A 13,062-nucleotide genomic window follows, 5' to 3' on the forward strand; every position below is an offset into this window, starting at 1 on the left:
TGAGAATTTGGGAGGCGAAGATCGTTCATGGCGAATTGGCCCCGCAAGACGCGTTCGGTCACGATCGATTACGACGTTTCCATTCCCATGCGGGATGGGGTGAAGCTCGCGGCCGATGTTTTCCGCCCAGCGGGAGGCGACAGATGGCCAGTAGTCATCATTCGCACGCCATACGACCGGCAGCTCGGATCTTCCTTCGGCATGCAGATGAACGCGGTGCAACTGGCGGCCGCGGGATACGCGGTCGTGGTGCAGGACGTGCGCGGACGCTTCGCCTCTGACGGCGACTTCTACCCGTTCGTCAACGAAGGGCAGGACGGGGTCGATTCGATCGCCTGGTGCGCGGAGCAACCATGGTCGACCGGCAAGGTCGGTTCCACCGGATCGAGCTATGTCGGGTTCGTGCAGGTGCTGGCCGCCAAAGAGCGCCCGGACGCCCTGAAAGCATGGGTGCCCGGAGTCACCACGATCGACGCGCGCACTGGCTGGGTCTACGAAGGCGATGCGCTTTGCCTGGGATTCGACCTCTCCTGGGCACTCGGGCTGGCGAGTTCCGATCGGCGCACGCTCGATCCATCGTCGCTGCTTGACGCGCTGGAACACTGGAGCGAAACCACACGCGTTCCGATTTTGGACAATCCCCTCTTCCGGCAACCCTCCGGGCAATGGCTGTGCGACTGGGTGAGCAAACGAGACGATGCTGCGTACTGGGCGGCCCAATCGGGATTCGGCGTCGAGGAAAGCACGGCGCCGGCGTTGCAGATCGGCGGATGGTACGACCTCTTCCATCATGGCTCTTTTGCGCTGCACGCCGCGCTGGCAGGCGGCAACGCGGGGAGCCAGCACCGCTTCGTGATGGGTCCGTGGGATCACGGACCGATGCCGCTCGCATCGGGATCGGGCACGTTCGATTTCGGGCCGCGCGCGGCGTTCGACCTCACCGCAGCGCAGCGGGAGTGGTTCGACTGGCTCTTGCATGAAGGCTCGGAACCGGACTGGCCGGCGAACCGCATGTTCATTACCGGAATCAATCGTTGGGAGAGCTTCGACGCCTGGCCACCACCGGTCGAACCGATCGAGCTGGCGCTGGACGCCCATGGAACCTTGAGCGACCTTGGAATTGGATCCGGTGAAGCGGTCTTCACCACCGCTCCAGACGACCCTACCCCAACCGAAGGTGGCCGGCTCTGCTGCGCGCTCTACCTCCTGCCGGTTGGGTCACGCTGGCAGAACGCGCGTGCGAAACGGCCCGATGTGGTCCGCTTTGCGACCGAAGCCGAAAGCGAACCACGGTGGCTATTGGGACCGGTGACGGCGGACATCTGGTCGACCTCGGATCGGGAGATCGGCGATGTGCATGTGACCCTGGTGGACATCGACCACCGTGGATCGAGCCGCTACCTGGCCGATGGAATCGCGCGCACGCATCTGGTTCCTGGCGAACCGGCGTGTTTCCACATCGACCTCGGCCATGTGGGGCATGTGGTGCTGCCGGGCCATCGCCTGGGGATCGATGTGGCCGCGATGTCCTTTCCCCGTTTCGATGTGACCCCGACGGACGGCAGGTCCCGCCGGTCGATCCTCTTCGGCGGAGAGTTTCCCAGCATGCTGACGATCGGGACCCGCGAATAACCCGCGTTCGCCCAGCGCGACCAGTGCGTTTCTGAGTCGAGAAGCTTCGTACGATTCAGCGGAGATCGCCGAAAGCGCGCCGGCTACCTGCGCGCAGATCTCGCCCCTGCGCAAAAACGCGCAATGCGCCATCCAATTGCGCATCAGCCACCGAATCATTCCGGAAAAATTGCCCCCGGTCAGCAAAGAAGCCTACTTCCCATAACAGGAGTTTCGGTGTACGATGCGACCTACAGACATAACACACGTGGTTCCGTCGGAATGTCCCAGGGTTCACTTCGTCGATGTTCAGGGAATTCAGGAGGGCACACTCGTATGGACGATAGGCGCTTCGATTTACTGGCGCGTTCCCTCGCGGCGGGAGCGTCACGTCGCCTTGTGCTGAAAGGGCTACTGGGCGGACTGATTGGCGGCGTTGCCTTGGGAGGCGCTGGCAAGACGTTCGCGCAGGACGAAGAACCACCGATCGAGGAGGCACCGCCGAGTCAGGAACCGGTTGTAGAGGAAATTCCACCAGCGGAACAGCCGGTCGTCGAAGGCGAACCGCCACCAGCGGAAGCACCGCCAGCAGAACCTCCGCCAACAGAAGCACCACCGGCGGAAACTCCGCCGGCAGAAGTGCCACCAGCCCAGGATCCGCCGGCAGAACCGGCGGTCGTCGAAGGCACACCGGCCGATCCGGCCACTGCCCCGCCCGCGCTTGTCTGTGGCGAAGGGTGGACGCCATGCGAGACGCTTTGTTGCGAACCGGGCTGGCGCTGTTGCGGCGTCTACTGCATACCCGACCAGGAAGACTCGTGTTGCAGTGACAGCGAGTGCTCCGTCTGCGAGATCTGCAGCCTGGATGGTGTTTGCTATCCCGTGTGCGATTACGCCGAGCTGGAGTGCTGCGTCGATGAAAAGACCGGATACTTCACCTGCGCCGAATGCTGCCGCGACGATCCGAGTTGTGAGCCCGTCATCGACTGTGAGTTCTGTCACAGCATCAATCAAGAGTGCTGTGTCGATGACAAGCACCGGGTCACGTGCGGATACTGTTGTGACGACAGTGACTGCGCCAAGTGGGGTTCGTGCCATACCTGCTACGGCGGGTACTGCCTGAGCTGCTTCGATCAGACCGATGGCACTGCGCCGATCTGCGCGATCGATTCCTGCGGCCACTCCGTTGCCGCTGGCAGCGACTCGAGCAGTTATTGCGTGCAATGCTGCGAGGACTACCAATGCCCGCCATGCCATCGCTGCAACGGCGGTTGGTGCGAATACGCCTGTGGCGGGGACGAGCAATGCTGCACCCTCGAGGAGATCGGGCCGGCCGGAGTGATCAACGGCGGCTATTGCGCGCAATGCTGCAGTTATGAAGACTGCGGCGACTGCGAAGACTGCTACGACGGCCACTGCCGGTACCGGTGCGACAAAGGCGAGACTTGCTGCCACGGCGAGTACTGCGCGTACGAGCATGAGGGTTGCTGCGGGGTCCTGGGTGACTGGTGCAACGATGTCCTGCCGTCCGATAACCTGAACGGCTACTGCTGCGACGGGCTCGTCTGCTGCTACGACGAGAAATCCAAGAGCGGCTCTTGCGCCGAATGCTGCGGTGACTGGGACTGCGACGGCGGGTACTGCTGCGGCGGCGTCTGCCATCGAGAGTGCTGCGATGACAAGGACTGCGACGGCGGGTACTGCACTGACGACGGCTACTGCTTCCAATGCCGCGACAACTACGACTGCGGCAAGGGCGAAATCTGCTGTGATAACTACTGCGTCAGCGGGTACGAGTGCTGCTATTACGACTTACCCGATCCGGTCAACTGCGGCGACTGCGGGACCTGCTTCGAGTTCTCGTGCCGGCCGACCGGCGTCGAGCTCTACGGCGCCTGCTTCCCCATGGAAGTCGCCGCAGCAGACGACAGCACCCCGCAGCTCAACTGCTGCGACGGCCTGGTCTGTTGCGATAGCCACAAGTACGGTCTGGTCTGTCTCGAGTGTTGCGCCGATGCGGATTGCGCGGATGGCTGCTACTGCGACGACGGATTCTGCTCGTGCCCGTGCTGGAGCGACAAGGACTGCGCCGACGGCACGTGCTGCTGCAAGAACGGATCGTGCTCGGCGGACTGCTGTCCGACACCGAAGCCGCCGAAGCCACCTGCGCCACCCAAGCCAAGCTCGGGACCAGTCACCACGTTGCCAGCTACGGGCAGTGGCGACTCGCAGAAGGGAAGCGGTTGGTTTGGCGCTGCCGCGCTGGGCGCCGCAGCCGCCTTCTGGGCCAGCCGGAAGTTGAGAGAAGATCAAACGTCCGAGGCGCCCACTCCCGAGGAGTAGACCGCCAAAGGGTCGAGAGGAACATCATTCAGGAAACGGCCGCCCGATCGGGCGGCCGTTTCAGTGTGTTCGAGATCGGCGCTGCGCTCCCCCTACTCCGTGGGAAAGCGGCCCGCATCGACATCGTCGATGAAGTCGATCAGACCGTCCCGGTAGGTCTCGTAGTCGTCATACATGGCCAGATGGCTGCCAGTTGGGCAAGAGAGAAAGCGTCCGTTGGGTAACGTTTCGGCCATCCATCGCATGTGGGCGGGATCCATCGTGTCGTACTGGGCGCCGATGACGAGCGTTGGCGTCTCGATCGTCGGGAGATCGCCGGTGCGGTCCCAATCGAGCAGCTTGCCGCCCAGGCCGAGTTCGCTCGGTCCCTGCATAGGGATGTAGATCTTGGGATTGATATGCCCGAGACCGCGATTGACCGGGTCGGGCCATTCCTCCGCCGGCATGCGCAAGACATGATGGACGTAGTGGTGCTCCATCAGGAGCTCCATGAAACGCGGATTCTCGTAATCCTCCGCGGCTTCGAACGCTTTGATCTCGGCCAGCGCGTCCTGATCCATAGCCGGCATCAAGACCTCATGCGCATAGGTGTTGTAGGCCGATCCACTGGCCATCATGTTGGAGATGATGAGGCCCTTGATGTGCTCCTGGTGGGCGAGCGCGTACTCCATCGCCAGCACCCCGCCCCAGGACGAGCCCAGCAGATAGAAATTGTCCTTGTCGAGTCCGAGCGCCTGGCGAACCTGTTCCACTTCGTCGACGAAGCGGTCGATCTCCCACAGGTCAGGATCGTCCGGCTGGTCGCTATAGAAGGACCCGAGCTGATCGTAGTAGTAGTACTCGATACTCGCGGCGGGGAGATAGCTATCGAAGACCTCGAAGTACTCATGGGTCGAACCGGGGCCGCCATGCAGCAGCAGGAGCTTCTTGGTGGGATTGTTCCCGACGCGCTTGGTCCAGACCTTGAACTCCCCTTTCGGGGTGTCGATGGGAATCATCTTGACCCCACCGGAGAGGAGATCGTCTCGGCCGGTATTGTCGAGATAGGCGTTCGTTGTCATGGAGTCTCCTGCTTGGGAAGTCATTCGCGTCACAACTTGGCGGTCTCAGAATCGAGCGCCGATCCATGGTACTGCGAAGCGCCTGATCGAGTAACGGCTCACCATCGTGCCGCAACACCCCTCCGGGCATGCCCTGGGAACGTGCTAGCCTACCGGATCGAATCCGGTTCCCACAGGCTCGGCCGCTCGTCTTCCCTGGGCGACCTGCGGAAGAATGGAGGATCACAGCCAATGGACCACACCACGAACCGGCGAACGTTGCTGCGTGCCGGAAGCGTCGCTATCGGAGCGGTTGCCGCGCACACGACCGGTTTTGGATCGTTCGCGCAAGGAACGCCCCTGCCCGAAGCGCTGGTCTACCCATCCGATCCGCGCTACGCGGATCTGCGGCATGGCTTCAATCTCCGCTGGGTGGGATCGCCCGCCTATATCGCGCTGTGCAGCACAACCCCCGAGGTCCAGCAGGTCGTTCAGGATGCGGTCGACAAACAGTTGCGCATCACCGTCCGCAGCGGTGGGCATTGCTACGAGGATTTCGCAGTTGGCAACAACGGCGGAGTGATCGTCGATATGTCGCAGATGAACGGGGTGACGAAGGATGCGTCTGGCCGATACGTGATCGATGCCGGCGCGCGGCTCATGGATGTCTACACCACGCTCGCTCAACAGTACGGCGTCACGATTCCGGGTGGAACCTGCGGCACGGTCGGCGCCGGCGGCCACATCTCCGGTGGCGGGTATGGGCTACTTTCGCGGTTGTACGGGTTGACCGTCGACTATCTCGACGCGGTGGAAATCGTGTACGTCACCGCCGAAGGACGCGCCGAAACGATCGTTGCCAGCAAGAACTCCTCCGACCCGGACGAGCAGGATCTGCTCTGGGGTCACACCGGCGGTGGCGGCGGGAACTTCGGGATCGTGACCCGCTTCCTCATGCGCGATCTACCGCCCGCGCCCGAACAGGCGCATATCTTCTTCCACGCCTTCGACTGGCCGGCCCTCGGCGAAACGGGGTTCCGCACGCTGGTGCAAAACTACGGCAACTTCATGGCCGAGAACAGCGGCGTGGACAGCCCGTTCAAGGGTCTCTTCCCCGGACTCGCGGTTCCGCAAGCCGGCGGGCAGATCGGACTCTTCGGACAATACGTTGGCGACCAACCCGACCTGCTGGATCAGTATGCGCAGGCGGTCGAAGCCGGGTTGCCGGCGCCGAGCGCGAATTCCGGCGTGCGGGCGCTTCCCCATCTTCTCGCGCAGTCGTCGGACTTCTCCACCCTCCCTTGGCTCGAAGCAACCAGGAACTCGAGCGGCAGCGGACCGGAGCAGCGCGGGAAATACAAATCGTCCTACATGATCGAACCGTTCCCGGACGCGCAGATCGACGTCATGCTCGAGTACTTCTTGCATTCGAACTTTTCCAGTCCCCAGGCGGTCCTGGGAATCGACGGCTATGGCTGCCAGATCAACGCGGTCGATCCCGCGGCGACCGCCGTGCCGCAACGTTCGTCGATCCTCAAGCTGCAGTTCCAGACATACTGGACCGATCCCGCTGATGACGATGCCAATCTGGAGTGGATTCGGTCGTTCTATACCGCGATGTACGGCGAACAGGGCCCGATGCCGGATGCAGTCATGGACGGCTGTTATGTGAACTACCCCGATGTCGACCTGGTCGACTGGCCAACCCTCTATTACAAGGACAACTATCCCCGGCTTCAACGGGTCAAGGCCCGCTGGGACCCCCTGAACATCTTCAACTACGCACAGTCGATCGAGTTGCCCAGCGCCGCGCCTGCGAGCTGACCGGCTGTTCTCATGCTCTCGGACCAGCTCTGGCGGCCCCTCGGCCTGCGTACGTACGCGCGGGTTGTGACTCTCAGGCCGTTGACGAAGCGCAGCAAATCGGGTAAAGAAGAAGCACCAGCGGTCCCGCTGTCCGTCTCCGCACAAACCGATATGCCTTCGCAAAAGGGGGGAAACGATGCGAAGACTCCTGCTCGCCCTGGCGCTCATGTGCGCGCTCGGCGTGTCGCTCACCGGGATGCAATCGGCTGCGGCCGAGGACGCGTCCACAGGCCCGATCGTGATCACGGTGCATCTGGCCAATTGCCCGATCGATGACGTGAATTCCGATCTCGGGCTCTACGAGGCTTGTCATGGCAACGCGCTTGCCGGCGAAAGCTTGTCGCTGAGCAGTCAGCAAACTGAGCCGCTTGCCTTTGCTACTGACGATGCCGGCGTCGGCGTTGCGGAGGTCGATCTGGACTCGATCGACCAGGTGATTCTGTCGGCCGATCCGGAATTGAACGGCGCGACCGCAGGTTATGCCTATTGCTCCGACCAGACCGATGGCTCGGTGCTCTTCGACAGCCCGCTGGTGGCGGGTGACGCGATTCCACTGTTCACGGTGAATGCCGGTCAGCAGATCGTGTGCGACTGGTACGTCTACTCCGCGGGGTAGACCGTTGCAGGTGTTCTGGCAACGTGAATTCTGCTGGTCATGGGATGACACGTCCTTTGTTCTCGACGTCGGAGCAGCCAGGTGAAGGACCTCGAAAGCGTTCCGGGAGCCTGAGCTCGCGATCCCGAATCCACACGGCACATGCGGCGCGAGTCGATCGGCTCGCGCCGCGTGCTGTGCAGAGCGCAGTGACAGTCGACAGCCGAGCAGGTCATGAGTCCATCTCATCAACCGGCGATGCGCGGACGTCTGGGCAGGAGTAGGATGGGGACCGCAGCCGAGACTGGTTTCGGCGGAGGTTTCCATGGTCGTTGCTCAATCTACCCAACACATGGGCAACATGGCTGGTGGCAGGGATGCGCGGAGCTGGACGAGCCGGGCTACGACCCGTTCGGCCCGGAAGGCGCGAACCTGAACCTGATCGTGAGCAGCGACGCCGCCGATCCGGTGAGCGGCTCGGTGCCGCACCGGTCGTATCTGTGCGAGATACGGATGGCTCGCTCGTTCGAGTCTTCGCGGCGTACCGGGGAGCTCGCGAACGAGACGCATGCTGGTTGGCCGCATGCGTTCAGGTTGCGCCGGCGGGAGTCGGGACCAGACTGAAGCCAGGGACTCACATCTCCGAGGCAGGGCTTTCTGGCAATGGAGTGAATTGTCAGGAACCGGTGTTATCGGCCTGCGGCCGATCGCAGGACACGGAGGTCCTGCGCTACGCACGAATGACTGGGTGCGCAGGTGACCGCAGGACAGGGAAGCGGAACCGCTACGAACGGATTCTCGGGCGGCCGGGTCTTGACAGGGCAGTGCATGGGTGTATGTTGATGGTGTCTCCCGGTGAGCGTTCACCAAATCGTTGTCGCATCATTCACGAAGGAGTCCCCCATGCGCGTGATCATCATTAGTCGACCCAAGTTTCCACCGCCACCCGAAATGATGTCACCGCTGATGGACGCCTTTGCTGACTGGCGCGCGCGGTACAAACCGATCATGGAAAGCTTTGACTTCTTTGTCGCCGGGGGAGGCGGCTGCGGCATCGTCAATGCGCCGGACGACGCCACCCTGGCGACGATGATGATGGAGTATCCCTGGTCTCCGTTCAGCGAGGTCGAGGTAGAGCTCTTGATCGACGGAGACCTTGCCTTGGCCCAATACCGAGACTTCATCCGGCAGCAGTTCGGCGCGCCAAGCTAGGACATTTGGTGTCGCCTATTGCTCGGCGAGTTGTTTGAGCGCAACCAGCGCAGGCGGCCAACCCTCTTCGAACATCCCTGCCCATTCTGGGGCGGTGGTGATGTCGACTGCGAGTCTGGTCGCGCCGTTGTCGCCGGTGAAGGTATAGGTTTCGGTAGAGCCGATCCACTCTTTGGCCATGTCGCTCTCGCGGTCTTCGCTGCCATCCTCGAGCAGGACGGCAATGTGTTCCACCGCGACCTTTGCGTACGGGTCGAGCTCGATGACTTCCCCGAGGGTGCCGCCCTCGCTATCCGCGCCGTTGAACCGGATCTGCGCGCCCTGCGTCCACTCGCCCCGGTAGGTCGATCCTGGCCATGAAGCGCTGACCCATTTGGTGTAGGTCTCATTGCCGAGCATGGTGTCCCAGACCTTTTGCGGTGTGGCGTCGATGACCGTTTCGAAATGCAGTGTTTTCATGACTTGCCTCCTCATCCTGGTTGTACACGCCGTACAGGTAGTAGTCGCGCAGAATGGTTGGGTTTCGACATGGACCTGTTGGGCGAACTGGAAAAGCTGGCGGAAGTGACGGATCCGAGGCTGCGGCGACGGGCGGAGATCCGGTTCGTGCGGAAGCTGGAGTCGGGACGGTATCCGGTGCTCTTTTCGGAGGAGCTGAAGGAGGAGCGGACGTTGATGGAGATCCGCGATTCGAGTGAGATGGCGCGGACGATTGTGCGGTTGAGCGAGGAGAGCCAGAAGGTGGTGGGGCGTTGAAGACGGCCTTCGCACGCTTTGCGGCTGTCTTCAGGCCTGACGATTCAGAGCACCCTTTTTCATGGATCGGAAAGCTCTTGATGCGAAATCAGCATTGGTTGCCACCCTTGACTTGCCTGCTGGGCACTTCCTTTATCGGCCTGCGGCCGATCGCAGGGCACAGGTCCCTGCGCTACGATCGCCGCACGACAGGAGTGTCGCCACCTCATCGGATTTTGCTCCGAACGAGCGAGACGCCGCGCGAGCCTCCGGGAAACAACCCATCGTCTCGCCGAGCTCGTACGTCGCGCAAATGCGCAGCGACTTGGGGTGCCTCCGCATCAATATGTAGACCATCCTTGAGGCTATGGAGAACTGGGAACACTTCAGCCTTGAAGAACGTGACCGGATTTGGGCAACGACGACGGACCCGGTTAGCGTCTCCGGCTGATTAGCAGAAGCAGACATCTCCCAGCGTAATGGTCTTCACACTGGTTATTGCAGTTCGAATATGTTTGATCGCACTCCACGCCGAAGTCGCAGTCCGGCTCGCAGACATCGCACTGCCACCTATCCTTGTTCCAACAGGTACCGACGTGGATGCCGTCGCTTCCGCCGACGGGACACCCGTCGGGCCAGTGACTGGGCAAGTAGCAGCAGTAGATCAAGTCCGGGCAGTCATTGATGAAGAGCGAGGCATGGGCGAACTCGGACGCCAGCTCGTCGTCCTGCTGCCGGTCCGCCACTGGAGTCAGGTTCTCCCCGGTGTACTCGCCCAGGATGTTGGTTTCATAGATCGGCAAGGCGGCCTCGGCGTCGTAGGTTGGATTCGACAGCCCCAGCACCTGGATGTCATCCGTGCCGTCCGGCGTGCTAACCACCAGCGCAGCGTTGGGCGGGTTGTCCGGCATGAAGCCAAGCTGTACCAGAAGGGTCAGGTCGGAGCCTGACCGGATGTGCGTTGGGGCCGGTCCGAGAAGATAATCGTCTGGCCGGGGTGACCCGAAAGCGTGAGCACATGGGAACCGCGATCGCCCGCTTCCGAAGACGCCTCGGTGGTGGGCAGGAAGGTTCCTCCGGCTGCGGTCTGGACGAAGAGGATGGAATTGTCGGCTGCCAGAGAGTCGGTGGCGGTGGGCGTACCCTGCGCTCGGGATATGACCGACCCGGCAAGGGCACCGGCGACGCCCAGCGACGCACCCGATATCGCCGAGCGACGACTCAGTTGGGAGTGCTCGAATGCACGGGCAATGCGATCGAAACGAGTCGATCCATGATGTGTCTCCCCGTGGCTTGGTGACGAGGCTTCTGGTTTGCGGTAGCGTACGGTGAGATCGAGCGATCCACAGAACACTGTCCAGGCAACGGGATGGGCTGCTGGACTGCTGTCGATTTCGTGAGATTGCTCGCATTGGGTAGGGACTTGGTCATTTGAAGGTGCAGAACCATTCGCCTGAGTTTGGTGGCCTTTCTGAAGCATTGAGATCGTGCCAGATGCGCTAGACCCCGCCGAGGCCGACTGGTGTACTCCTCTCCGTACGCGGGAATTCGACTCACGCGATCTGAACGCGTCAAGTACTTTCAGCCGAACCGATCAAACCGGCCGAACCGATCCCGACGTTCGAACCGACCGAACCGACATAGACGGAACTGCGGGACGCGTATATGCGCGCTACCAGCGCTCGCGAGACGCGTTGAAATCCGGTTTAGTCCGCTGGCAAAAATCATGGTCCCGTGCGACGGGATTCGGCGTACCGACTCTTGAAGAGCATCCGCTCATTTCGAAGCTACGACATTTGCCGAATCGCAATCTGAAGAATCACGGCGAAAAGAATCAGGCAAAAGATCAGCAGTAAACCTCCGATGGCGCTGTCGCGGTATTCGTCTCCAGTTTGCGGTTCTGGTTGATCTGCGATCAGCTTTGCCATTTCGTTTGCCGGAGGACTTAGCGCGACGGGCGCCGGCTGGGCCTTCGTGCGCACGCGCCTATCAACGGTTTCACTCCAAGGGGAAGGAACGGGGAAGCTTTCGCTAGCAGTCCGTTGGCGAGCGGCTTCGGCTATTCGCGTGGCTTCGGCGACGCGAGCAGCTTCCAACACACGTTGCAGTTCTAGTTGCCTTTGGCGCTCGGCTTCCTCACGTCGAATCTTTTCTCGGTAGAACGCACCGATCTGGGAACCGTCAACCAAGTCAATATCAAGCTCGTACGCCAATCGTCGTGCAGGACCGGTAAACGTCGAAGAAGTAACAAAGATCCCGCGAGCGGCACGCGCTCTCGCGGTCATGCCGAAAAACGTCTGAATTTCCGGCGATCCGATCTTTGCCCTTGCGCGGTAGCGCTTACATTGCGCCACCACGAGACGGCCGATATCGTCTTTGCAACGGATGTCTACTCCGAGATCACCAGCCTGCCCCACGCGCCGCACGTCGGAAAAGCCTTCGACCGAAGGTACTCGACCGACAGCTCTTCGAACTCTCGTGGACTCAATTCGTAAGGCGAGTTCATTTGGTGCTAATGATTGATAGTAGTTTGACGAACCGAAATGGTAGCACCCAGCAACTCAAGACCCTTTCTACTATGGCCCATCAGTAGAGAAGCGAGCTATGGGCGACGCAGGTTATCGCGCCGGAGCGCGATCGCAGGGCGCGGAGGCATACGGAAAAACGAGAGGGCAGTCACGCCCTCGGCAACGACCGGGGTGCAGAGTCTGGGGCGCTGCGCGGTTTGCGCTAGACCTTGTTCGGGTCGACCATGTACTCCCACCAGTTGTTGGAGATGCCATCGGTTTGCCGGTGACTTTGGGGATGTGCTCGAACCACCAAAGGTGATGGGCGCGCATGTCGCCGTCCCAGGTTTTGGTGGTCATCGTTTTGCCCAGGTGTGGGAGCTTTAGATAGGTGCACCAGGTCACATTCTGAGCTCGTCCAGGAAATCTCTGGGAGTGAGTATCCGAAGTGAACCAAGGCGTGTATCGCCGGCGAGTTCCAAGAGGTCGATGTCGCCGGTGACCAGGATGTCCGCGTTTCCGTTCATGCAGCGGAGAGCAGTTGATCATCGTTCGGATCGCGTGATCGGATGATTGGCTCGATTTTCGATCAATCCAAACAGCGTCGATTGCGAGCAAATGGAGGAAGAGCCTTGCATCGAAGCCCCGAAGTTTCCGCAACCGATTGTTCCGCGCCTCGGAGAGCACACGGTGATATTCGCGATTGACCCGATCCGTGACAATGAGCGTAAAGCGGCGGGCATGCCACAAATGCAAGATCTCGAACGGGGGCCCGGTTCGAGTCAACACCCCGCTTACAACGACGTTGGTATCGAGAACGACGTTAGACGCCGCGCGGGAGGCACGTCTCGTTGCGTAACCTGGTCGACGAGGCGGTCGACTTCTTCAGAAATTTCGTCCGATGAGAGATGCGCGTTTTGCTCGCGTGCTTCTTCGATAGACGCCCAAGCACGGTTCCGAATCAACTCACGATAGAGTTCGAACTCGGAACCGGTGAGCAACGCAGCAACGGCCACGCCTTTGTCGCGGAACAGAAGAGATTCGCTCGTCGATTCCAAATCGGAAAAGACTTCGCCGAGCGGCTTCTTCAAATCTGTCGAAGTTGCGGTACGCACCATGTCAAATGATCCTGATTGGCAGCCGAGCCTAGATT

Annotated in this window: 12 protein-coding genes; 7 read left to right on the plus strand and 5 right to left on the minus strand. The window is 61.2% G+C overall.

Translation table 11 applies throughout. The annotated features are described in order from the left end of the window. Nucleotides 1-27: 27 nt before the first annotated feature. Complete coding sequence (locus R2855_02845; protein MEZ4529944.1) at nucleotides 28-1,632, plus strand: CocE/NonD family hydrolase; 1,605 nt, start codon at nucleotides 28-30, stop codon at nucleotides 1,630-1,632. A gap of 315 nt (nucleotides 1,633-1,947) precedes the next feature. After that, nucleotides 1,948-3,954 carry an LPXTG cell wall anchor domain-containing protein gene (locus R2855_02850; protein MEZ4529945.1) on the plus strand — a complete coding sequence of 669 codons (2,007 nt, stop codon included), beginning with the start codon at nucleotides 1,948-1,950 and terminating at the stop codon, nucleotides 3,952-3,954. Between the two features lie 92 nt (nucleotides 3,955-4,046). On the opposite strand, the gene R2855_02855 is transcribed toward R2855_02850, so the two are convergent. Further along, nucleotides 4,047-5,015, minus strand: a complete 969-nt coding sequence (locus tag R2855_02855) for a proline iminopeptidase-family hydrolase (protein MEZ4529946.1) — start codon at nucleotides 5,013-5,015, stop codon at nucleotides 4,047-4,049. A gap of 231 nt (nucleotides 5,016-5,246) precedes the next feature. Here R2855_02855 and R2855_02860 point away from each other — a divergent pair, with 231 nt between their 5' ends. The 4 genes from R2855_02860 to R2855_02875 all read left to right on the plus strand — a co-directional run bounded on the left by R2855_02860 (nucleotide 5,247) and on the right by R2855_02875 (nucleotide 8,667). Continuing rightward, nucleotides 5,247-6,818, plus strand: a complete 1,572-nt coding sequence (locus tag R2855_02860; protein MEZ4529947.1) for an FAD-binding oxidoreductase — start codon at nucleotides 5,247-5,249, stop codon at nucleotides 6,816-6,818. A gap of 178 nt (nucleotides 6,819-6,996) precedes the next feature. Continuing rightward, nucleotides 6,997-7,476 carry a hypothetical protein gene (locus R2855_02865; GenBank protein ID MEZ4529948.1) on the plus strand — a complete coding sequence of 160 codons (480 nt, stop codon included), beginning with the start codon at nucleotides 6,997-6,999 and terminating at the stop codon, nucleotides 7,474-7,476. Nucleotides 7,477-7,740: 264 nt separating this feature from the next. Further along, nucleotides 7,741-8,079, plus strand: coding sequence for a hypothetical protein (locus tag R2855_02870; protein MEZ4529949.1), 339 nt, complete (start codon nucleotides 7,741-7,743; stop codon nucleotides 8,077-8,079). A gap of 279 nt (nucleotides 8,080-8,358) precedes the next feature. Then, a complete protein-coding gene (locus R2855_02875; protein ID MEZ4529950.1) occupies nucleotides 8,359-8,667 on the plus strand; it encodes a hypothetical protein in 309 nt (102 codons plus the stop codon). A 15-nt stretch (nucleotides 8,668-8,682) separates the two neighbouring features. On the opposite strand, the gene R2855_02880 is transcribed toward R2855_02875, so the two are convergent. Beyond that, nucleotides 8,683-9,126 (minus strand): SRPBCC domain-containing protein, encoded by a 444-nt coding sequence (locus R2855_02880; protein MEZ4529951.1) that lies wholly within the window; start codon nucleotides 9,124-9,126, stop codon nucleotides 8,683-8,685. A 69-nt stretch (nucleotides 9,127-9,195) separates the two neighbouring features. On the opposite strand from R2855_02880, the gene R2855_02885 reads away from it, so the two are divergent. Continuing rightward, nucleotides 9,196-9,423 (plus strand): hypothetical protein, encoded by a 228-nt coding sequence (locus R2855_02885; protein ID MEZ4529952.1) that lies wholly within the window; start codon nucleotides 9,196-9,198, stop codon nucleotides 9,421-9,423. A 413-nt stretch (nucleotides 9,424-9,836) separates the two neighbouring features. Here the strand turns inward: R2855_02885 and R2855_02890 are convergent, their stop codons facing one another. From R2855_02890 to R2855_02900, 3 genes are all read right to left on the minus strand, one after another. After that, a complete protein-coding gene (locus R2855_02890; protein ID MEZ4529953.1) occupies nucleotides 9,837-10,313 on the minus strand; it encodes a hypothetical protein in 477 nt (158 codons plus the stop codon). 876 nt (nucleotides 10,314-11,189) lie between these two features. Further along, on the minus strand, nucleotides 11,190-11,891 hold the full coding sequence (locus R2855_02895; GenBank protein ID MEZ4529954.1) for a restriction endonuclease: 702 nt from the start codon (nucleotides 11,889-11,891) through the stop codon (nucleotides 11,190-11,192). 812 nt (nucleotides 11,892-12,703) lie between these two features. Further along, nucleotides 12,704-13,027 carry a hypothetical protein gene (locus tag R2855_02900; protein MEZ4529955.1) on the minus strand — a complete coding sequence of 108 codons (324 nt, stop codon included), beginning with the start codon at nucleotides 13,025-13,027 and terminating at the stop codon, nucleotides 12,704-12,706. Nucleotides 13,028-13,062 lie beyond the last annotated feature (35 nt).

This window comes from Thermomicrobiales bacterium, assembly GCA_041390825.1.
Taxonomy (GTDB): Bacteria; Chloroflexota; Chloroflexia; order Thermomicrobiales; family UBA6265; genus JAMLHN01.